Origin of the sequence: uncultured Alistipes sp. (assembly GCF_902388705.1) — a bacterium.
Classification (GTDB): Bacteria; Bacteroidota; Bacteroidia; order Bacteroidales; family Rikenellaceae; genus Alistipes.
The window spans coordinates 84,202-107,676 of record NZ_CABMQJ010000005.1 but is presented as its reverse complement, the minus strand read 5'-3'; the positions used below and the strand labels follow the sequence as shown (position 1 = coordinate 107,676).

At 59.7% G+C, this 23,475-nt stretch carries 10 protein-coding genes; 7 read left to right on the top strand and 3 right to left on the bottom strand.

What is annotated here, in order from left to right; genetic code table 11:
• Positions 1-26: 26 nt before the first annotated feature.
• The 5 genes from QZT71_RS03170 to QZT71_RS03150 all read left to right on the top strand — a co-directional run bounded on the left by QZT71_RS03170 (position 27) and on the right by QZT71_RS03150 (position 9,433).
• The gene (locus QZT71_RS03170) at positions 27-2,078 is read left to right on the top strand and encodes an FISUMP domain-containing protein (RefSeq protein WP_295912347.1); all 2,052 of its coding nucleotides are present in this window, start codon (positions 27-29) and stop codon (positions 2,076-2,078) included.
• Between the two features lie 76 nt (positions 2,079-2,154).
• Positions 2,155-3,096 carry a glycerophosphodiester phosphodiesterase family protein gene (locus QZT71_RS03165; protein WP_295912344.1) on the top strand — a complete coding sequence of 314 codons (942 nt, stop codon included), beginning with the start codon at positions 2,155-2,157 and terminating at the stop codon, positions 3,094-3,096.
• Positions 3,097-3,315: 219 nt separating this feature from the next.
• Positions 3,316-4,323: a FecR family protein gene (locus tag QZT71_RS03160; RefSeq protein WP_295912341.1), complete on the top strand. Its 1,008-nt coding sequence runs from the start codon at positions 3,316-3,318 to the stop codon at positions 4,321-4,323.
• Positions 4,324-4,397: 74 nt separating this feature from the next.
• The gene (locus tag QZT71_RS03155; protein WP_295912338.1) at positions 4,398-7,943 is read left to right on the top strand and encodes a SusC/RagA family TonB-linked outer membrane protein; all 3,546 of its coding nucleotides are present in this window, start codon (positions 4,398-4,400) and stop codon (positions 7,941-7,943) included.
• 11 nt (positions 7,944-7,954) lie between these two features.
• A complete protein-coding gene (locus tag QZT71_RS03150) occupies positions 7,955-9,433 on the top strand; it encodes a RagB/SusD family nutrient uptake outer membrane protein (protein WP_295912335.1) in 1,479 nt (492 codons plus the stop codon).
• Between the two features lie 148 nt (positions 9,434-9,581).
• Here the strand turns inward: QZT71_RS03150 and QZT71_RS03145 are convergent, their stop codons facing one another.
• Genes QZT71_RS03145 through QZT71_RS03135 form a run of 3 tightly spaced genes read right to left on the bottom strand, consistent with a single transcriptional unit; the run spans position 9,582 to position 16,666 of the window.
• Positions 9,582-11,168, bottom strand: a complete 1,587-nt coding sequence (locus tag QZT71_RS03145; RefSeq protein ID WP_295912333.1) for a calcineurin-like phosphoesterase family protein — start codon at positions 11,166-11,168, stop codon at positions 9,582-9,584.
• 18 nt (positions 11,169-11,186) lie between these two features.
• Positions 11,187-13,022: a RagB/SusD family nutrient uptake outer membrane protein gene (locus QZT71_RS03140; RefSeq protein ID WP_295912331.1), complete on the bottom strand. Its 1,836-nt coding sequence runs from the start codon at positions 13,020-13,022 to the stop codon at positions 11,187-11,189.
• 11 nt (positions 13,023-13,033) lie between these two features.
• A complete protein-coding gene (locus tag QZT71_RS03135; RefSeq protein WP_295912328.1) occupies positions 13,034-16,666 on the bottom strand; it encodes a TonB-dependent receptor in 3,633 nt (1,210 codons plus the stop codon).
• Positions 16,667-17,213: 547 nt separating this feature from the next.
• On the opposite strand from QZT71_RS03135, the gene QZT71_RS03130 reads away from it, so the two are divergent.
• A complete protein-coding gene (locus QZT71_RS03130) occupies positions 17,214-18,590 on the top strand; it encodes a BACON domain-containing protein (protein WP_295912325.1) in 1,377 nt (458 codons plus the stop codon).
• A 15-nt stretch (positions 18,591-18,605) separates the two neighbouring features.
• Positions 18,606-23,408, top strand: coding sequence for a glycerophosphodiester phosphodiesterase family protein (locus QZT71_RS03125; protein WP_295912322.1), 4,803 nt, complete (start codon positions 18,606-18,608; stop codon positions 23,406-23,408).
• Positions 23,409-23,475: the final 67 nt, after the last annotated feature.

The window sequence follows — 23,475 nt, the reverse complement described above, 5'->3', positions numbered from 1 at the left end:
TTAACCCGATAAACAGAAATTCAGCTATGAGAAAAACAATAATGGGCCTGCTGGCGACCGCCGTGGCGGCAATGTTCACAGGCTGTTATGAATCAGGCACCGACGCCGACATACAGGCTACGGCTGCGCGCGTATCGATCTCGCCCGCCGCAATCAGCTTCAACGCCGACGGACGCACTTCGGACGGCGCGGCGTTCGGCACCTATATCGTGACAATCAACCCTTACGGTAAGATGTACACCGGTTGGGATGCCGCGCTGGTCGGCACCGACTGGGCGACACTCGACTACCACACCGCCTCGCCCGACGGCGTGGTGGAGAAGGCGCTGCGCATCACCTGTGCCGCCAATACGCACTACAAGCGCACGGGAACGCTGCGCATCACGCTCCCGAAAACCGGCGAAACGGCCGATTTCACAATCACGCAGACCGGACTGAAACCCGACGCCACGCTCGACCTCTCGACAGAGGGACCGGTCGAGATGATGGCAATCGACCCCGCGGAAGTCACGGTGACGTTCGAAACCAACATGCCGGTATCAACGGTGACAGCCCAAGTGGGTAAAGAGGACGACTGGCTCACCTGCACGCTCGACAGGGATGCGGGAACGCTTGTCCTGGCTGCCTCGGAGAACCTCTCGCCCACCGACACCCGGGAGGCGACGGTGACCGTCACCGCCGGAACGGAGGATACGAGCCTCGCGACGCGGGAAATCAAAGTGCGGCAGCTGGCAAACGTGACCTACCTCTTTATCTTCGGTTCCGGAGTTCCGCACCACGCAGATTTCGACAACGCCGCACAGATGGACAAGAACGACCTGGTGTTCGGGCTGAAACAGTATTTCCGCAGCGGCAAGGTGATTCTTTCGACCTCGCGCACACCCGATTCCTATCCGCGCTATGCGCTGACGTCCGACGGCAAACTTACGGCGCTGGCCGATGCTGCAGCGGAGGCTTCGGCTCCCGAACTGGCGTTCGACATCGCGGGCCTGAACAATTTGCAGGTGACCATCGCCCTGGACGAAGCCAACACGGTGGTGCCGGAGAATTCGACGGCCGCTTTCACGCGGATCTCGACCCTGAACAGCATGCCCGAATCGGAGTTGGCCAACTACCCCACCAAGGAGTATGCGACACGCGACGGGAAGACCAAGACCTGGATGACGACCGGTCTGCATTGGAACGGAGGCGCTTCGATGGGCACCTACAAACTGGGCAGCGGACTGGTCGGCGGCTCGAAGACGGGCGGCTACGACGAGGCGGAGTACACGATGCGCAATCCGGCGTTCGACACCGAGGAGAACGGCGGAACGCTCAAGGAGCTGATGATGCCCGACGGCGTGACGACACGCGCTTCGGTCTACGGACGCCTTTACAGCTCGTATGAAACCCTGACCGGCGATCCGGCGGGCGCGTTGAGCTCGGCGCTGCTGATGTCGTTCCCGCTGGGCGGCGCAGGCACGGTCGTTATCGATGCCGTAGGTAACGCCGTAACGCTGGAACCGCTGCTGAAGAACGACCTGAAGGGATACGCCGCCACGGCCGACGGAGATGCGCAGGCGGAAGCCGAACACCCGTCGCTCACGATGCAGCTGCAGGGCATCTGCCCCTACGGCTGGCATATCGCCAACATGTCGGACTGGCGCGATTTGCTCTATGCGGTTTCCGAGTCCTCGAAGACCTATACGGACTATCCCGTAGCCGCATCGCTGGCATCGTACGGGGCCATGACCTCCGCAAACTCGACCAACGTGGCGGCGCACCTGCGCTGCAAGGAGTGGCTGGATGCCGAATTCAACCCCGCGACCGTCATTTCGAACGGCGCCGAAGCATTCGGGTTCAACCTCTACCCGCAGGGCTGGCGCCTCTATAAGAGCGGCTACGACTACAGCGCCAATTCGGGCAACGTACGCTTCTACTGCCTGGTTCCGATGATGGGCCAGACCACGGCCTCGAAGAAGGCATTGTGGCGCGCCTACTGTACGACTTCGGCCGACCTGGTGTTCGACGACGGCTTCGACATCGGCAACGGCTCGGGTGCGGCGGTGCGCTGTGTGAAAAACTACGAAAACTTCTGATAATGTTTGCAGGGACGGACGGATTTGTCTGTCCGTCCCCTGCCAACATCCCACAACAAACAAAAACGAAAGTACCATGGAATACAGAAAAATGTTTATGCTCTTCGCCCTCGTGGCAGCCGGCCTGACGGCGGGATGCAGTGACGACGAAGATCCCCTCAAGGACTGGACGGGGCCGTCGAATCCCGACACCGAAATCAAGACCCCGGCCGAAGTCGGCAACCGGGTCGTAGCGCACCGCGGCGGTTCGGCGGAAGCCGGAACCCAGCAGTACCCCGACAATTCGGTGGCGGCGCTCAACTACGCCATCGGACTGAACTGCTATGCTTCGGAGTGCGATATTTACCTCACCCGTGACAACGACATCGTCGTGGCGCATGCGGCGGCCGGATGCTACATCAACAACCTCAAGCCGTGGGAACACACGCTGGCAGAGCTGCGCGCCGCGGGAACGCTGCCCAACGGAGAACAGCTGCCCTCGCTGTCGGATTTCATCGACATCGTGCTCGAAGCCGGGACGACACGCCTGTGGCTCGACGTGAAGAACATCACCATCGACGGCAAATCGACCGAGGCCGGCCGCGAAGCTTCGGCACGGGCCTGCGAGCGCGCCTGCGAAATCATCAAGGAGAAGGGCGCGCAGAATTTCTGCGAGTTCATCGTCACGGGCAATTCGACCAACGTCAGCCCGAGCAGCCCGGTCACCATCTGGCAGCGTTCGTTCGCGGCAGCCGGGGCCATCGGCAGCAACGCCGGATGGATGAGCTTCCGCAATCCGGCAAACTATATCTCCTACGGATACCCGTGGGCGAACATTTCGACCGAATACCTGTATTACGAGGGCAAGACGATCAACAAGAACGGCTACTCGGTGCAGAGCTTCCTCGATGCGAAACTCAAATTGAGCGTATACAACGCCGATACGGATGTCGACATGGAGTATTACCTCGCATACAAGAACAAGCTCTACGCCATCTGCACGAACTATCCCCGGAAACTGCTCGAAAAATGGAATTGACAGACGGCTGACCTTTCCATTCATTCGAACCGCAAAAAATATCCGGGCCTCACCGCGCCCGGATATTTTTCATAAAAACCTGTATATAAACGATTCACATCAAAAGTCTCTTGTTTTGCGCGGCGAGGCTGCAAAAAAATCAAAAAAAATATGCATACCGAGTAGGTAGTTTTCCGCCTATGTTTGTATTATAATGTATAAACCGAAAAAGTATACACATTGGAACACCTCATGGACGACATATCGAAATTCACACCCGAAACCGTACTATACCGGCACCTGAACCGGCAGACGACCGAGGCCGAGGAGCGGCGGCTTTACGCATGGCTCGAATCCTCGGACGAAAACCGACGCTTTTATTTCGAAATCGCAGCCATCTGGAGCGCACACAAAACCTTATCGTCGCGGAAGCTCACCGAGCGCTGCAATGCCATGGTACACCGGCTCAATGCACGTATCGATGCCGACGAGGCGATGCAAAGCCAGGCCCCGAAACGGCGCTCCGTGTGGCGGCGGTGGATTTCCGCAGCGGCTGCGGCCGCCGTAATCCTCGTCGCAGTAGGCACGGCGTGGTTCGCGGGAATGCACCTGTCGGAGGCCGAACGTTTCCGGAAGTATGTCAACCAGACCGGGGAAGTCGCTTCGCTGCGGCTCGGGGACGGGACACAGGTATGGCTGCAGGCCGGAACGGAATTGCAGTATGCCGTGGAAAAGGGGGACGAACGTATCGTCCGCCTTGCGGGCGAGGCCTATTTCGATGTGACGCACGACGAGCGGCGTCCCTTTACCGTCGAAACGCGCGACCTCGCAATCCGGGTGCTGGGCACCGCATTCAACGTCCGGGCGGAAGATGCCGACCCGCTGACGGAGGTGGTGCTCGAACGCGGTTCGGTGCGCCTGCAAACCCCCGAAGGCAGCAACCTCATACGGCTCCGCCCCAACCAGCGGGCCGTGTACGACGCGGAACAGGACGATATCGAGGTGGAGGAGATATATGCCTCGCATTTCGTGACCGAGCGTTACCAGCTCGTGGCGATGAAGAACGCCACGATTGCCGAAATTATCGCCCGCATCGAAACGAGTTACGGCGTGCGCATACGCATTGCGGCGCCCGACCCAGCCAAGCGTTACGACATCAATTTCCTGCGGAGCAACACACTGGAGGAGGTCATCGACATCGTCGAATTCATGACCGGGCAGCAGTGTGAGGTTATCCGCGGCAAATAGACCCTTCCGGGGCTTGCGGCCGACCACCGCAGGCCCGGCACAAAGACCTGAAAACCTATCTCAAACCTTAAAATATGAAGAAAAATTCCAGTTTTCGGTTGGAATTGGTATTTCTTCTCCTGTCGACCGGCATGTGTCTGCAGGCCCATGCTGCGGATGACGGCAGAAGCGCCCCACCCCAGACAACCTACGATGTGGATATTACGCTCCGTGCAGCGACACTGCTGACTTTTACGGAGGCATTCACCCGACAGACGGGCGTGCTCTTCTCCTACGAGTCGGCCCTCTCCTCGGCCGTGCTGGGCGACGTGTCGATCCGTGAGAAGAAAGCGCCGCTCGAACGGATTCTCGACGATGTGTTCAAAAACCGGGGATACCGCTACAAAATCGTGGACCGCATCGTCGTACTGACCTACGACCCTGCGGGAACGGCGACGACCAAAGTGGTGGTGCGCGGAACCGTGACCGACCCCTCGGGTGCACCGATGGTAGGCGCAACCGTCGTGGTGAAAGACACGATGCGGGGTACCACGGTCGGTGCCGACGGCAATTACCTGCTCCAGGCAGCACCGGACGCCGTGCTGCTCTATTCGTATATCGGCTATGCCGAACGCGAGGAGCCGGTCGGCAGCCGGACGGTCATCGACGTTGTAATGGAGGAGTACGAAACCATGCTGGAGGACATTATCGTCATCGGATACGGCACGCAGGTGCGCAAAACGGTGACCTCGGCCATCAGCAAATTCGACGGCAGGGCGCTCGAAGGGGTTCCCGTGAATTCGGTCGGCGACGGCCTGAAAGGCCGCATCCCGGGCATGCAGGTCGCCACGACCAACGCTACGCCGGGTGCAGACCCGAAATTCCTGATTCGCGGCGGCTCGTCCATCAACCAGGGCAACGACCCGATTGTGTTGGTCGACGGCATCGTACGCGAAATGGCCGGGCTGAACCCCAACGACATCGAATCCATCTCCATCCTCAAAGACGCCGCCTCCGCGGGAATATACGGTTCACGGGCATCGAACGGCGTAATCCTCATCACGACGAAGAAGGGCTCCCGTTACTCCGGGCCGCAGATTGTGTTCGAGGGCCAGTGGGCATGGGCCTCCCCGGCGACAAAATTCGATCTGATGAGCGCCGGGGACTATATCCGCACGGTGCGTCCCGCCATTGCCGAGGGGTACTGCGGCGGCGCCGACCCGGTTACGGTGCTGGGCGGCGAGCAGTCCGCGGGAACGGGCAACACGGCCCGTTCGCTCTGGACAACGCGTTATCTCCGGCCCGGAGAGGCCATTCCGCGCGGATACAGCCGAATCGAGGATCCGGTAAACCCGGGGAAAACCATCATTTTCCAGGACAACGACCAACAAAAGCAATGGTTCGACGACGCATTCTGGCAGAACTATTACGTCGGCATCAGCGGCGGAGGCGGCAACATCCGGTATGCTGCCTCGGCAGGCTATACGGACGACGGCGGAATCGGGATTACCACAGGGTACTCCCGGTTCACGTTCCACGGCAATACGACGTTCCAGGTGACACGCAGGCTGACAGCCTCGACGACGTTCGACTACTCGCAAATCGAACAGCAGACATTCGAAAGCACTCCGCTGAACCTCCGCAACTCGGTAATCCGCGGCCTTTCGGTTCCTGCGACCCACCGCGACTGGTACGGCGAAGAGGCCGGCGCAGACCTGGCCGGAACCCCGGCGCTGGGCACCAACAACACGACCATTCCGGCGGCCTATTTCAAATATTATTACGACAACGCCGGCTCGACCATCAAGCGCTCGACCGCCAATATCAACCTCGACTGGGAGCCGGTCGACGGCCTGCGCCTCGTCGGCCAGTTCATGAACCACAACCGCCACACGCGCAGTTTCTTCTACGTCCTCGACAACCCGACGACGGGTTCGAGCATACGTCCGATGAAAGAGGGGTTCTCGGAGACCAACCGGATGGTTTTCCAGGCTTACGCCAACTATACCGAATCGTTCGGGGGCATGCACCACCTCGACATCGTGGCCGGATACGAATACATGCTCGACAAGGTCAACAGTTTCGACGTCCGGGTGCAGGGCGCCGTTTCGGACAAACTGCCCGTGCTCGATGCCGGCACTTCGAATATCGCCAACTACCCGCGGAGCACCCGCACCAAAGAGTGCCTGATTTCCTATTTCGGCCGTGTGAACTACGACTACCGGGAACGCTACCTCTTTTCCGCCACGATGCGTATCGACGGGTCGTCGAAATTCGCCGCCGGACACCGCTGGGGCTACTTCCCGGCCGCCTCGGCGGGCTGGGTCGTGAGCAAAGAGGCGTTCTGGCCGGCCAACAAGGCCGTCAGCATGCTCAAGGCGCGCATGAGCTACGGCCTGACGGGAAACAACGGCATCGGGCTCTACGACACGTACGGCAGCTACAACTCGGTCTACAAGTACAACGGCAATGCGACGACGACGACCTACACGATGCCCAACAACGAACTGATATGGGAGAAGACCGTGCAGTTCAACGCAGGACTCGACATCGGCCTGCTCGACAATAGGCTCAACGTGACGCTCGATTACTACGACAAGCAGACGAAAGACCTGCTGTTCGACATCAGCCTGCCCAACACCACGGGCTACAACTCGGTTTCGACCAATCTGGGACGCGTACGCTTCTACGGCACGGAGGTTTCGGTATCCTCGGTCAACATCGACCGGGCCGATTTCACGTGGTGCACCGATTTCACATACAGCTACAACATGAACCGGGTGCTCGAACTGCCCGACAACGGCAATCCCGGGAACCGGATAAACGGCACGACCGTGGGCGACGGCAGCCAGTTCGGCGGCATCGCCGAAGGCGAGCGCATGGGGCGAATCTACGGCTATGTGGTAGACCATATCATCGAAACGCAGGCCGAGGCCGACGCCGCCAGGTACGACTCGCAGTCGCGCGGTTACCGCCGCAGCGACCGCAGGCAGGTCGCCGGGCGCAAGGACATCGGCGACTACGAATGGCGGAACCGCCCGGGCTCGACGCTGATGGACGGCCGGGAAATCATCAACGCCGAAGACCAATTCCTGCTGGGCTACGCCCTGCCCCACTCCACGGGCGGCATCGGCAATACGTTCCGCTACAAGAACTGGAAACTGAATATCTACATGGATTATGCGCTCGGGCATTCGGTACGCAACGACATGCAGATGCGCTATTTCCAGTCGACGATGGGCAACTGCAACTACAACCTCGTCAACGAGGTAAAGAACTGTTGGAAGCAGCCGGGCGACAAGACGAAATACGCCCGTTTTACGGCCAACGACACCGACTGGGGCAACCGCAACTACGGTCGCACTTCGAACATATTCGTGGAAAAAGCGGACTACCTCTGTCTTCGCGACATCTCGCTCTCCTACTCGCTCCCCAAGGCATGGCTGAAAAAATTGCGCATACACGACGTTACGCTCACCGTTTCGGGCAATACGCTCTGTTACTGGACGGCCGTACACGGCGTTTCGCCCGAAGCGGCGACCACCGGAGGCCTCTATACGGCCTCCTCGACCTACGACACGGAGTACAGCCCCTATCCGCCGACGCGCAAGGTGCTGTTCAGCGCCAAATTCACCTTCTGACACCCACCGCCATGAAACGCAAACTCAAGCACATCACAACGTGCCTGCTCGCCGCAGCAATCGCGCTGGGGGCGGGCGGATGCCACGGCGACCTGGATATCATGCAGGACAACAAGCTGTCGGCCAGCAATATGTGGAAAGACGAAAGCGACGCCACGTCGGCGACCTACGGCCTGTACGTCTACCTGCGCAACTCGCTGCGCACGATGCCCGACGCCTATCTCTGCTGGGGCGAATTCCGCACCGGACTGTGGGGCCCCGGCACACACAACACGCTCAACAGCGTCGACCAGTCGCAGGTGCGCACTTCGACGATGAGCTCGACCAACGCCTATGCGGACTGGACGGCGTTTTACACGACAATCAACCAAACGAACCTCATCATCAGGCACGTCCCGGCCATGAACCTGAAGGAAACCCCGCGGAATTTCTGCCTGGGAAACGCCTATTTCATGCGCGCATACTGCTATTTCCAGATCGCCCGCATCTGGGGCGATGCGCCCCTGCCCCTGTGGGGCTACGAATCGACCGCGACGGAACTCTACCTGAAACGATCGCCCGCGGCCGAAGTGCTGGAACAGGTCGGCGCGGACATAGCCGAAGCGGAAAGATACGTCACCGAGGCTTCGGACAAGACCGTCGCCACACCGGCCGCCGTCAAGATGCTCAAAGCCGACTACGCCCTGTGGATGTACCGCATGCAGCAGGGCGGCAGCAGCTACCTGGCCATGGCCGCAGGAGCAATCGATGCGCTGGGCCTTACGGCCTCGAAACTCGAAACCGAGTATGCGAACATTTTCAGTTCGTCGAACAAATGCGGCCGCGAGGTGATTTTCGCGGTGCACCAGGACGTATCCGAGGCGGTCAACGGGCCGGCCTACTACTTGGGCTGGAACGAAAGTTACGTCGAGGCGTCCTTCCGCAACAACCCCGTCCCCACCACCGTAGGCAACCAATGGTGGTGGTATGCCCCCGCGTACGAAGAACTGCTGATGGCAGACAAGGCGGACACACGTGTGAAGCTGACCTGCCGTACGGCCGGATACGGCACGGGCGGCAAGGAAATCGGCTGGACGGAGAAGCTGATGGGACGGGTGGACAACGGCACGCGCATCTTCGATTCGGATTTCATCCTCTACCGTTACGGCGAGGCTTTCCTGATGGATGCCGAAATCAAATATTATCAGGAGGATTATGCGGGGGCGTTGGAAGCGCTGGAGCCCCTGACCGGAAGGGCGTACGGTTCGGCGGACTACTATACCGACCCGTCGCCTGCCGCCGTGAGGCAGGCCGTGCTTGACGAATACCTCAAGGAGATGGTCGGCGAAGGCCGCACGTGGTGGATGCTGGTGCGCATGGATGCAATCTGGGATTACAGCGCGGAAATCGCCGCACAGCGCGAAAAGAACGAGAACATCCTGCTGTGGCCCATCACACAGGCGTCGATGAGCCGCAATTACAACCTCACCCAGACGCCCGGGTGGTATTAGCCGCGTGCAGACGGCAGCCGCGGTGAGAACAACCGGCGGGGCTCCCGCCCTTCGGAAAGCGCCGAATCGGGCACACACCGGGACACAGCGTACATAAAAAGAGGGTGGCTTTGCAAAGCCACCCTCTTTCGTTGCATACGGGCCGGAATCAGAACCCGATGAAGTCGGTCTGGAGCGTCGACGTGCGGTAGGTATTGCCCATGCCGTCCTCGACGACGATTTCGAAATCGGCCGTTTCGGGCGTTCCCGACGCCAGTTTGCCGTAATAGTAATGGTCGAGGTTCTTGCCCCAGGTCGTGCCCACGCTCTTGCTGTAATAGAGCACGTGGTAGGCATACGCCCAATAGTCGTAGGTCGAAACGCGGGTCATGTCGCAGACCTTGGAACCGTCCTGCCAGAGCGCTGCTTTCCAGCTGCCGCTTTTGTCCGAGTTCCAGACGTTGGCCACGATGCATTTCGGGTCGTTCATGGCCGGATAGTTGGTCGCCCAGCAGAAGGTCGTGCTGCCCGACTTCCCGAACACCTGCGTCGCCGCATAGGCGCGAATCTGGTAACCGGCCTCCTTGTTGGTCGACTTGTAATAGTGGTTGGCAATGCCGTTGCCCGATATTTCGTAGACCCCGTAGCCGTTGGGCGTGCCGTCGGCACAGAGGTTCGACGTCCACCATGCCCCGCAGGCGGCGCCGTGGACATGCTCGAATATTGTCTTGCCGTTGCGGCTGTGGATGTACTTCTGGTTGTAGTGCGTATGGCCGATCATGATATGGGCCTCGGCGAACTCCGAAAGCAGGTCGAGCACACCGTCGTAGTTCGCGTGGCTCTCGTCGGTTTCGCTCTTGCCGCTGCGGAAAGGAATGTGGGCGCAGAGAATCACGAGCTTGTTCTTGTCCACATGCGACAAATCCTGCCGCAGCCATTCGAGCTGCTTGTCGGTGATGCCGCCCTTGTACTTCTTCTTGCCTTCGTAAAGGACGTTGTCGACCGATACGATGTGCGCATCGCCGCGGTTGAACGAGTAATTGCGCGGGCCGAACTGCGATTCGAAGTTGGCGGCGGCGTTGTCGTCCGAGGTTTCGGTCTGCAGGTGGTCGTGGTTGCCGATGGTCTGGAAAATCGGCAGGTTGCGGTTGGCCATCGCCTCCTTCATATTGCTCCACAAATCGGGCGTGTCGAACACGATGTCGCCGAGCGTGATGCCGTAGACGGATTTGCCTTTGGTCTTGTACCCCTCGACCGTCGCTTCGATGTCGGGAATCGTTTCATTGACGTAGCGGCTGATTTCGTCGGTTGTCAGGCACTGCGGGTCGGCGATGCATACCAGCGTGAAGTCGCTCTCCGCGGCGGGCAGCGGCGTCAGCACGAAATCGTGCCGGTCGGCGATGTTCTTATGCACGATTTCGGCGTAATACAGCGGGTAGTTGTCGCCCGAGGTATTGACGGCATAGCCCGACGGCGTGCTGTACCAGACGAAGCGCGCCTTCTTGTAACGGGTCATCTGGTACACGCCGTTGGCGTCGGTCACGACGCTGCCGTAACCGTCCGACACAGCCACTCCCGGCACGGGGTTGCCCGAAGTATCCGTAATCAGGCCGTAGAGGGTCGTTTCCTCGCCCAGCTGCGTGCCGTTGACTTCGGTTTCGATGCCGTCGCCGCCCTCCGGCCCCGACTTATCGTTGCTGCATGCAAGCATCAGCGCAGCCGCCATGCAGCATAATATCATGATTTTTGTTTTCATATCCAGTGTGTTTTATGCTTATTTCCAGTGCGCATTCTGTTCGAGGTTCGGGTTGCGGGTAATCGCCGTCAGCGGAATCGGACGCAGGTACTTCTTCTCACCCCAGACGCGCTTGTATTCCCAGACGATGTTGCCGTCGGCGTTGAGCGAGAAAGTCTGGTTGGTGCCCGTGTTCGAAATGGCGATCGAATGTTCGGTATCCTCGCCCGGACGGATGTAAAAGTCGGGCACGGGTTCGCCGTTGTCGTCGGTACTCAAGCCCGTATAGTCGTAGGTGTAGCCCGTACTGCCGATGTAGATGCCCGTCCACGGGTTGTTCTCGCTCGTAAGCAAATCGCCCATGTGCCAGCGCATGTCGTCGTCCCAACGGAGCCCCATCTCAAGGCAGAGCTCGATGCCGCGCTCGCGGCGCACCTCGAGTATCCACTTGTCGGTCACCGTATTGAGGAAGTATGCCTCCATATAGGGGTCGGCCTTGGCAGGCACGACCGAAGTCACTCCGGCACGGCTGCGCAGCGGCGCGATGGTCTGCTCCCAGACCGCTGCGTCCATTTCGCCCAGTTCGGCTTTTGCCTCGGCGTAGTTGAGCAGCACCTCGGCATAGCGGAAAATCGGAAGCGAGTTCCAGCTCGCGGCCTTCGAAAGCACGTTGTCGGCATCGTCGTCGATGCACCATTTAATCGGATGGTAGCCCGTGCGGGTCACCTTCCAGTTCGGCGAATAGAGGCGTTCCCTGCCGCCGATTTTCATCATGTAGGTCGGGCTGATGACCGTCTGCGCCATGCGGGCGTCGCGGCCGTCGAATTCGCGGAGGAAGTCGATGCTCTTGTAGCCGTCGATGTCGGTGAACGGCGTGCCTTTGGTCGTCAGGTAGGTGTTCATGAACTTCTTGGTCATGGCAATCTTGGCACCGTAGGTCGGCGAGTAGTAATACCAGCTCGTTTCGTGGAATTTCGCGAGCTCCTTGCTGTATTCGCGGCCGAAAATCACCTCCTGCGTGAGCAGTCCGGCGCTGGTGAAGAGCGAGCGGTAGGCGGTTTTGACATCGCCCGTGACGAGCGAGAACGGGCCCTTGTCCATAATCTCTTTGGCCGCGGCGGCAGCTTCGCGCAGGAACTTGTCGTCGGCATTATACACGTCGTTCTGCCACGGCTTGTCGGAGGACGGCTCCCGCGAATGATATTTGCGGAACGTGCCCTCGTAAAGGCATACGCGCGATTTGAAGGCCAGTGCGACCCACTTGTTAATCAGGGCCGAACCCTGCGTGAACTTGGCGTCGGCAAGGCAGTGCGTGCCGGCGAACGTAAGGTCCTCGAGCACTTTGTCCATGACGTATTCGCGGCTGTCGCGGGGTTTCATCATCGCCTCCTTGTCGCTGGCCGCTATGGTGAAGTCGTACCAGGGCACGGCGCCGAAAGTCTGCACCTTGTCGTAGTAGAACCATGCGCGCCAGAAGCGTGCGACGCCCTCGTAATGGTTGTATATCTCGTCGCTCACACGCCCCCTGCACTTGTGCATGTTGTCGAGCATGTAGTTGACGCGGCGCAGGTTCGTCCAGTTGCTTTCGGCCCACCCCGTTTGGTTGTCGGGCGTGACGTTGCCGTCGGGACGCAGCAGGTCGGTCGGGATGTCCACGGCGCAGTAATCGGCGTAGATGTCGCCGCGCGTGATGGTTCCGTCGCCCGGTATCATCTTCTGAATGAAACCGTTGGCATAAAGTTCGAGATCGGTTTCCGATTTCCAGAACTCCTCGCTGCCGATTTGGTCGTAGGTATCCCGCGTGAGGAAATCCTCGCAGGAAGCCAAACCGGCGGCCGTGACGGCCAGAAGCGTATAGCATAGAATCTTTTTCATGTTTCTGTCGGTTAAAAAGTCAGGTTGATACCTAAAGTCACGGTTTTGAGCATCGGGTAGGAATAGCCGTTACCCGTGCCGCCCAATCCCGCGGTCTGCGAGTTGGCGAAGTCGGAGTCGCCGCTGGTGATTACCTCAGGGTCGAACATGTCCGTGTATTTGAACATCGGCGAGTGCGTAAAGAGGTTTTCGCCCGAGAGGTAGATTTTCAGCCCTTCGATGCGCAGTTTCTTGCAGATGTGCTTCGGGAAGGTATAGTCGATGGTGATGTTCTTCAGGCGGATGTACGAAGCGTCCTGCAGGTAGTGGTCGTTCTCCCACGTCAGCGGGCCGTCGTTGCGGTTGGCGGCGAGCGACACCATGCGTGTCCAGTAAGGGTTCTTGTCCATGTTGGTGACGCGCCAGTTGTCGGTGCTCTTGTCTATCTGCACGACCTTGTTGCCCGTCTGGCTCTTCATCAGCGAGTTGTAGGCACGGTTCCATTTGCCCCAGAAGAATCCGGACTCCGTCCACGGATACCAGTCGCGCTTGCCCACGCCCTGCCAGAGCATCGAAAGACCGATGCCGTTCCAGTTCAGCGACATGTTGATGCTGTACTGGTAGCGGGGCGACTGGTTGCCGATAATCTCCATGTCGCCGTGGTTCGAGAGCGTGCGGCTGCCCTTGGTCATGATGCCGTCGCCGTCCACGTCGACGAAGCGCAGGTCGCCGGCATAGGCGCGGAACATCTCGCCGTTCTTGAAGAAGTTATAGGCGGGGCCGTTCAGCGCGTCGGCGTTGCTGGCGTAGATACCCGCCGTGCGGAAGCCCCAGATTTCGCCGATTTCCATGCCCTTGTAATAGGTCGTCAGGTCGCCCGTTTCGTTGTAGTAGTCGGTAATCCAGCTGCGGCTGTCCCACAACATGCCCTTGATGCTGTAATTGAACGGCTTGCCGCCCAGTTTGAACGAGTCGCGCCAGCCGAGGCTGACCTCCCAGCCCTTGGTCTTGAGGCTGGCGTAGTTGCCGTAGGGCGCCGCGCTGCCCAGCACCTGCGGGAGGTTCGGGCCGACGGTGTACAGGTCGGTGGTGTTGCGCCGGTAGTAGTCGCCCGAGAACGAAAGCCGGTTGTTGAACATGTCGAGGTCGAGGCCGATGTTGTACGTGGTCACCTTCTCCCAGGTGATGTCGTCCGGAATCAGGTCGGGAACCGACGTGTAGGGAACGTTCTTGCCGTTGATGATGACCGACGACTTGGCAATCGACGCGCTGCCCGTGGCGGTCATCGTTTCGAGGTACTGGTAGGGGTCGATGTTGGCGTTTCCGAGCGAGCCGACACTGGCGCGCACCTTGAAGTTATCCAGCCAGTTTTCGACGTGCGGCTTCAGCCACGGCTCCTCCGAGAGGCGCCATCCGAGCGAGGCCGAGGGGAAGAACCCCCACTGCGAGTCGGCCGGGAACTTCGACGAACCGTCGTAGCGGGCGCTCAACTCCACGAGGTAACGCCCCGCATAGGCGTAGTTGACACGGCCGAAGAAACCGACCAGTCCCCACGTATAGCCGCCCGAGGTGGTCGAATAGTATTCGCCGTCCATCAGCGTGAAGCTCGGTTTGGAGGGATAGAGGTTGCCCTGCCGGTAGGTTTTCTGCGTCCGGTAGTCGTAATCCTCGAGGTTCCAGCCCGCAACGACGTTCAAATCGTGGTCCGGCCCCAGTTTGGGCGTAACCGTACCGACGATGTTGGTCGAAATGTAGTTGGAGATGTAATTCCAGTTTTCGAGCGAAGAGGTGCTGTTGTCCTCCCCGGAGACGTTTACGCCCGTATAGTAGGTGTAGAGGTTCTCCATGCGGTCGCGCGTCCAGCGGGCGCCTTTGTAGGTAACGTCGGCCGAAACCTTGAATACCTCCGGCACGAACTCGAAATTGAACGTCGTGGTGTTGGCGACCTCCAGCCGGTTGTTCTCCTGCCACGAGGTTCCCTCGGCGAACGCCGCGTATCCGGTCTTGGCCGCCGTCTGCGTCCAGGTGCCGTCGGGGTTTTTGAGCAGTGCGAACGGGAATGCGAACATGTCGAGCTGGCGCGAAATCACCTGCTGGCCGTAGTGCACCATCGGCTGGCGGTACTTGCTGCTCATCAGGCTCGTGTTGTTGTCGAGCGTCAGCCACGGACGGATGCGTATCGAGCCCTTGGCGCGGAGGTTATACTTCTTGTAGGTCTCCTCGCCCACTTTGTAGATGCCGTCCTGGTTGTAGTAGCGGCCCGAAACATAGTAGCTTATCCCCTCGCGGCCGCCCTGTATGCTGACGGTATGCGTGGTCGAATAGTTCACCGACTTGTAAACCTCCTCGAGCCAGTTGGTTTCGCCGTAGTAATTGTAATTGCCGTTGCCGTCGATGTCGTAATTGTCCATCGTCGGGTCGGCGCGGCGGCGCTTCAGTTCGTCGAACCATGCGTTCGAATAAGGCATGTAGTTGTTGAAAAGCGACGGAACGGTGGCCGTGGGCGATGCATTGAGATAGGATTCGCGGAAAGCTTCGACCCACTGCACGGGATCGGTCACTACGTTGTCCTCCCAGATGACCGTACGGCGGTGCAGGGAAACCGAGCCGTTGTAGCTCACGCGCACCCGGCCTTTCTCGGGATTTTTGGTCGTAATCAGAATCACGCCGAAAGCGCCGCGGGCACCGTAGACTGCGGCCGACGATGCGTCTTTGAGCACGGAAATCGAGGCGATGTCGTCGGGATTCACCGACCCCATGTCGCCTTCGGCGCCGTCGATGAGCACCAGAGCGCTGCCGCCCTGGCCGAGCGTATTGCTTTTCTGTCCGCCGTTCACGCGGGCCTTGAAGTTGTTGTTCACGCCGCGGATGGTGACCTGGCCCTGGTGGTCGGCCTTACCGTCGACCTGCACGATGTTCAGGCCCGGAATCTGCCCCTGCAGCGAACGGGTGATATTGGCGTTGGGGCGGTTTTCGACCGCGTCGCCCGAGAGGGTCTCGACGGCTCCTACGATGTTGCGTTTCTTGAGCGTACCGTAACCCACGACGACCACCTCGTCCACCATCAGCAGATCCTCCTGCATCGTAACGTCAATCCGTGTGCGGCGTCCCACGACCTCTTCGTGGTTGCGGTAGCCGATGTAGGAGAAGAGCAGCGTGGCGTCGTTGCCGGCCGGAATCGCATAACTGCCGTCGACACCCGTCGAGGCGCCGGTGAGCGTTCCTTTGATCGTGACGGTCACGCCGATCATCGGATTGCCGGCGGTATCCCGGACGGTACCTGTCACTTCGGCCCGGACGGGAGCTGCTTGCGCCGTCTGCACGGGACGCGTGCTGCGGGTCAGCACCACGACTTTATCCACCACCCGGTAGTCGATGCCGCGGGGCGTAAATACCGTCGAGAGAATGGCGTCGACGCCGGCACCTTTCTGCGTGACGTACAGGTTCTCCATCGGGTAGTCGGCCAGTGCGACCTCGTAGGAGAATGCGATGCCCACCTGCTGCGTAATAGCATCGGCAACGGTCTTGAGCGTCGTTCGGGAGTAGGATAAATTCAGGTCATGCCCCTGCGCATCCGGGAGTCCGCCTCCCGCAGCGTAGCCGTTGAAAGCCACGCAGCAAAGCGCCATGACCAGACATAGTCCTTTATGGAATAATTTCTTCATAGTTTCAATTCGGTTAATTGGTTACTTCCTGCCGCCGCCGGCAAAACAAGTCCGCAGCCGCGTCGGAGGGACGGGCTTCGGGAGATTCGTTTTCATACGGCCGACAGAACCTTGCAAGTCATCCGTTGTCCGATGTAAAACCGTGTAGTGCGGGTGTGAGAGTGATTAGTCAGGCATGTTCGGGTTTCGTTTTTAAGGTTTGAATTGAGTAGTTTGCTTAGTGTTCGGTATGGCTGGCGACCGGCACCTTATCCTGTCCGGTTCGCATTAGATACAAGCGACAGACATAAACTACCCAACGACCAGAGCCTTTTTTAATCGGTTTGTAATTTAAATATGCATACCTATGTTTATTAATATTTTATTTTATGGCAAAATATTGGTAAAATTTTTAATCTTTTTCTTGCAAGTCCCGAAATTTCGCTATATTTGTGCTGCAAGTCATTCGATTCGTTAGAAACCGTGTAGGGAATTGACATCCGGCAGGGCCGGGGTCGGTTTCTGATTTTTTTTATCGGTTTACCAAAAAACTAACGATTCAATCATTATGAAACTTTTTTACAAACTGACGATAGTTCTCGCGCTGGCCGGGGCCTGTGGTCTTGCCGCATGCAGCGACGACGACACGGGATTCCTAAAACGCAACCTGCGCGAGATGAGTTTCCCGTACGTCGAATCGAGCAATACGTTCACGATCCGCGCTACGGGCGACTGGTACATCAGCGATGTGCCCGACAGCCGGGAGTGGAAAAACACCTACGGCTGGGTGCATGTAGACCAGCTTTCGGGTAAAGGCAACCCCGGCACGTACCAGAAAATAACGGTCACCTGCGACCAGAACACCGACGAAGAGCGCACCGCCACGATCTACCTGCACGGCTGCGGCGAACAGAACGTCGCCGTCGCCATCACGCAGGAGAACGGCGTATTCGAATGGAAACCGTTCGACAACGGGCAGTCGTTCGACATCTCGGGGATGCTGAAACTCGGCACCGAGGCCGCAGCCCGGCTCCGCATACCCTATGTCAAAGCGCTCGGCACCGAGAAATACACCGTCACCGTGGCCCAATCGGGCGGCGACGGCATAACGGCGTCGAGCGGCAGTTACACCATCGCGGCCCCCGGAAACGGTTACATCGAAGTGCCGCTGACCGGCACGGCAACCAAACAGGGCATCGTGACTTTCGGCGTCAAAGTATCCGACGAGTCCGGCACCGAAAAGGATTTCGGGCAGATAGCGACCATCGTACGTGCAGGATTCGACGCTTCGGGCGAGGAAACGCCGCTGGTAGAACTGGACTTCAACAAATTCCCGTGGGGCGGCGACTGCATCGGCAAGAAAGCGGGCGTCACCTCGGCGGACAAGACCGTCGCCAACCTGAACCTCGGCAACGAAACGGTGAGCGTTACGGCCGGCACGAACGCCAGCATCGGCGGCATCACCTCGACCGTACGCAGCGGCAACCCGGCATTCTACCGCGCTATCGGCATGGAGGGCTGGACGGGCTACCGCAACTACATGTGTCCGGGCTATATGCAGTTCGGCGCGGCAAGCGACGTGGAAAACCAGCCCGGCAGCCTTATTTCCCCGGTGCTCGACATCCCGGCGGGATACGACATGCTGCTTACGTTCAAAGTCGCCATCTGGGCGGCGGCGCCTGACCAGGGCATGGTGGGCATTTGCGAGAAAAACGACGGCCTGGCCATCGACAAGGGCACGCTCAACAAAATCGTAGCGTCGACCAAAAGCTATTTCTCGCTCGAAATTCCGGCCTATACGTGGGTCGAGGTTTCGGCCGTCGTCCCCAACCCGGGAACGGGTAAGAATCCGGCGCTGTTCTTCTGCACGGCCGACAGCTGGTTCTCCGGCTCGATCGTCAAGGCCGGCCGCTGGTATATCGACGACATCAAGCTCGTATATTAAAACCGGACTACAACCATGAAAAAAAGCATCTTATATATCCTTTTCGCCCTGTTTTCGTTCTCGACCGCAGTCACACTGACGGCCTGCAAGGACGACGGCGTGGAAATCTCCGACGCCCACAAGTCGAAAGTCCCGAAAAACGTGAAACTGCTCGAATACGGGGCGACGTCGCTCACAATCTGCTGGGACTTCATACGCGGCGCGACGTCGTACACCGTACAGCTCGTCGACGGAGAGATGAACCCCATCAGCGAAGCGCTCTGCAAAACCACGGACCAAATCGACTACCATGAGTTCACCGACCTGCCGGCCGACCAGATTTATTACGGCCGTGTCAGGGCCAACTTCCCCTACTCCGCCACGTCGGACTGGGTATACGTCACCACCAACGACCAGCCCGCCATGCTGATGGCCTCGGTGGGTATTCTGGAACTCGACCCGCAGTTGACGCTCCATGCCGCGACGGGTTCGACGCTGACCTACGAATGGTCGTACACCGAGGAGGCCGCGACCGACGCCACACGCTGCTACAACATCGAACTTTTCAAGGACGAAGCTTGCAGCGATTTGTACGTGAGTTGGATCGCCGACGGCAAACTCACCTCGGACAAAGGCATCTTCACGGCCCTGGCGGGCTACCCCGTCGTACGTTACACCTTCTCGGGCCTCGCGCCCGAAACGACCTACTACGCACGCATCTCCAACGTCAGCTTCGGCAACATCCAGACACCCGTCGTGGCCGGCACCACGGCGAAATCCGGGCCCCAAGCCACAGCGAACAGCCCGGTTCAGGCCGGTGACGTCGTACTGGCGCAGGACTTCTCGAATTTCATCCACGGCGGCGATGTCGTCCGTTCGGCAGCAGGATACAACGCCCTGTCGGGAAGCGACTTCCGCAAGACGTGGGAAAAAGCCGCGGGCGAGAACCCGCAGGCCGACGGCGACCGTCCCCTCTGCAACTGGGCAACGGAGTTCCACATCCACACGGGCGGCACTTCGGCCGAATACATCGAAAGCCTCGGCATGACGGGCTGGGGTTCGTCGGGCAATGTTTCCACGCGTCCGGGCTATGTCAAGTGCGGCGGCGGAAGCGGCGGCATCGGCATCCTCTATACGCCCGAGCTGGCGGCACTGCCGAAGAATACGACCGTGACGGTCAGCTTCTCGGCCAGCGCCTATGCGGAGAACGACAAGGTTTACGGCAGCGACATCGTCGTCGAAGCCGTCGAGGGCGCCGAATTCGGCGCGAACAACGTCGTGAGCAAGAAGGGCACGGCCGTAGCGTCGAAAGTGGTCGACATCTCCTCGTCCGTAGGCGAATTCGGCACGTACAGCGTGACGCTCGACGGGCTATCGCCCACCTCGCGCATCGCATTCTCATCGAATCCCGCGCAGGCGGGCGCAAACAAGACGCGTTACCTGCTCGACGACATCGTCATCACCTATGACGGCGAAACCCGGCTGGACAAACTGGCGACCCCGGCGAACGTAAAATTCGACGCGGAAGCGGTTCTCTCCGACAAGCTGACCCTGAAATGGGACGAAGTGGCCGGCGCAGCCTCCTACACGGTGGCCTGGTGGGCCGAGGGTACGGAGGAAAAGGACGCCGCAATCGAACAGGGCATTCCGGCCGAATCGTTCCTGCTCAAGGAGCTGACTCCCCAAACCAAGTACTACGCCAAGGTCAAAGCGTGCCGCTTCAACAACCCCGAGTACGATTCGGATTACTCCGCCGTCGTTTCGCAGACGACGACAGACGCCCCGAAACAGGCCGGAATCGTCGTATCGAAAGTGCTGGCCACCTCGTCGACCCTTACGGTCGAATGGGCCCGCGTGGACGGCGAAGCGTGCGTAAACGGCACAGGACAGGTTTACCATGCGGCGATATACAGCGATGCCGAATGCAAGAACCTGGTCGTCGGCTGGAACGCATCGAACGTATTCAACATCTCGGCCGGAAACAGGTTCCGCTTCACGTTCTCGGGGCTGGCTCCGGCCACGACCTACTACGTCTGCGTCGACGACAAGACCAACGACTTCTTCTCCGACCCGCTGCCTTACGCCACGGCCGCTGCGGGTGCGCAGGCGACCGTGACGGCGCCCGGCTCGGCCAAGGCCGGCGACATCCTCATCGCCGAAGATTTCTCGAAACTGATTCACGGCGGCGACATCGCCAACTTCGCAGCAGGCTACTACCCGCCCGCCGCGAACCGCGCCACCTATGCCGCAGCCTCGGGTGACAACCCGACGGGCTTCGCGGTGACCAAATGCACGGCCAACGAATTCGACGTATTCAGCGGCGGCAGCGTACAGGCGGCCTACACCGAAGGCACCGGACTCTCGGCCTGGGGAAAATCGGGGAACGTCGCAGGACGCCCCGGTTACGCCAAGATGGGCACCGGCAGCGCCGCAGCCTCGCTCTACACCCCCGAACTGAATACCCTGCCCGATGCCGCGACCGTCAAGGTACGCTTCTCGGCACAGGCTTACAGCGAGAAGTACGACGGTGCGGGCGCCGACGCCGGGAAAATCGCAGTCAAGGCTGTCCGCGGCGCCGTGCTCGGAGCGAAAGGCGCCATCAGCGGCACGATCACGGAGGTGTCTGCAGCCGACCCTGTGGATATTTCGGCGGCCAAGGCCGAGTTCCGCGACTTCGAGGTGACGCTCACGAACGTGACCCCCGATTGCCGTATCGTAATCTCCACGACCGCCAAACGCGCCCTCGTGGATAACATCGTCGTCACCTGTACGGCCATAACGCCCGCCACGAAACCCGACGCACCCGCCGGAGTCATGTTCGACGCGGCGGCAACGGCGTCCGACAGGCTGACGGTAAAGTGGAACGCCGTATCCGGCGCTGCCTCCTACACGCTGGCCTACTGGAAAGGTTCGGCGGACGCCGCCGAGAGCGAGTACGCCTATAAAACGGGTATCTCCGCCTCGGCAACGTCGCAGGAGCTGCTCAACCTTTCGAGCAATACGACCTACTGGGCCAAAGTCAGGGCCGTGGGCGCCGCCGATTCCGACTGGTCGGAAACGGTGAGCGCCACGACGGCGGACGGCGGCCCGGAGCCACAGGTTCCCGTCGCCGACCTGCTCGACGTCGTATTCAGGAACGACGGCACGGCTGTGGACAACTCCCCGATGGGAACACCCGTACAGGCACTGGACGGCACGGCGATGATGACCTATTACAACGAACTCTACTCGATGTACACGGCGCACTTCAACCATACGCCGGGCACGTCGGTCAACGAGGGTTTCTACAAGGCCGATTACTCCGGCAGCAAGCAGTTCCAGGATGCGCTCGCTGACGGACACTCGCTCGAGGCGCTCTTCAAACTGGACGAGAAGTCGGACGGCTCGGCGGAATTGAAGATGTTCAGCTCGATGTCGAGCGGCGGCACGGGATTTCTAATCAGCAAGGCCGACAAAGGCACGGAGCTGACTTTCCTGCCCAATGTGAGCACGAGCGGAAAATCCAACTGGATATGGACCAAGAGCGGAATCAATCCCGATCCGGGCCGCTACTACCACGTCGTGGGCGTGTGGAACAAGGACGAAGCCAAGACCTACATCTACGTCGACGGCGAGCTGAAAGGCACGATGGATGCCCCGGGCGACTACGTGCCGCCTACGACGACCACGAGCTACTGGTTCGGCGTCGGCGTGGACGCCAGCGCCACCGTGGGGCAGAATGCATGGAGAGGCGATGTAGCCGTCGCACGCGTCTATGACGCACCGCTGACCGCAGAGAAGGTGAAAGCGCTGTATGAAACCGTCAGGCGCGACCAGCAGCCCAGCACAATCAGCATCTCCGACCTGCTCTTCCTCTCGGGCTGCGAAGTCGGCACGAACTATCGCTACACGCTCTACGGGAAAGGTTTCGCAGCCGGCGACAAGATTCTCTTCGAATCGCTCGCCAACACCACCGACACCTACGTATGCGACGGATCGGCGACTGCCGAGGCAATCTCCGTCCGCATTCCCGCCGGATTCGTTTCCGGCCGGTACCGGATGGTGCTGATGCGGGGCCAGAGCCAGTATCCGCTGGGAATTACGCAACTCACGCTCTCCGACAACCCCAGACCGCTCACGAAGCCCGGGGTAATCGCCCACCGCGGCTACCACAAGGACGGCGCCTCGCAGAACTCCGTCGCAGCGCTGGCCAAAGCGCAGGAGCTGGGCATCTACGGCTCCGAGTTCGACGTCTGGATCACAACCGACGGCAAGGTGGTAATCAACCACGACAAGACCGTACCGGGAAGCAGCCTGGTAATCGAGAACGTGACTTACGACCAAATCAAGGATTTGAAGCTCGACAACGGCGAAAAACTGCCCACGCTCGACGATTACCTGGAACAGGCGGCCAAGAATTCGACGACCAAGCTGATACTCGAAATCAAGAAGCACAGCACGGCCGCCAACAACGAGCGCGCCGCGGATGCCGTCGTCGCAGCCGTCAAGGCGAAAGGGCTGACCGACCGCGTGGAGTACATCGCATTCGACTATGCGACCTGCAAACGCCTTGTCGCCGCGCTTCCGGGAGCCATGGTGCAATACCTGAACGGCGACCTTGCGCCTTCTGCAGTCCATCAGGACGGCATCAAGGGCATCGACTACAAATTCGCGGTATACTCCGGCACTCCGTCGTGGATAAGCGAGGCACACGGCAAGGGCATGGTCACCAACGTCTGGACCGTCGACACGCTGCAGGACATGATGACATGCATCGCATGGGGGATGGATTTTATCACCACCAACAATCCCGAAACGCTGAAAGAGCTGCTGACCAAAACCTTCGTGTCGCAGGACTGATTTCGGCGGGAACACACCGGCGCACCCGGCTTTCCGGAAATGCCGCCCGGCGGCAAAGCCGCATTCT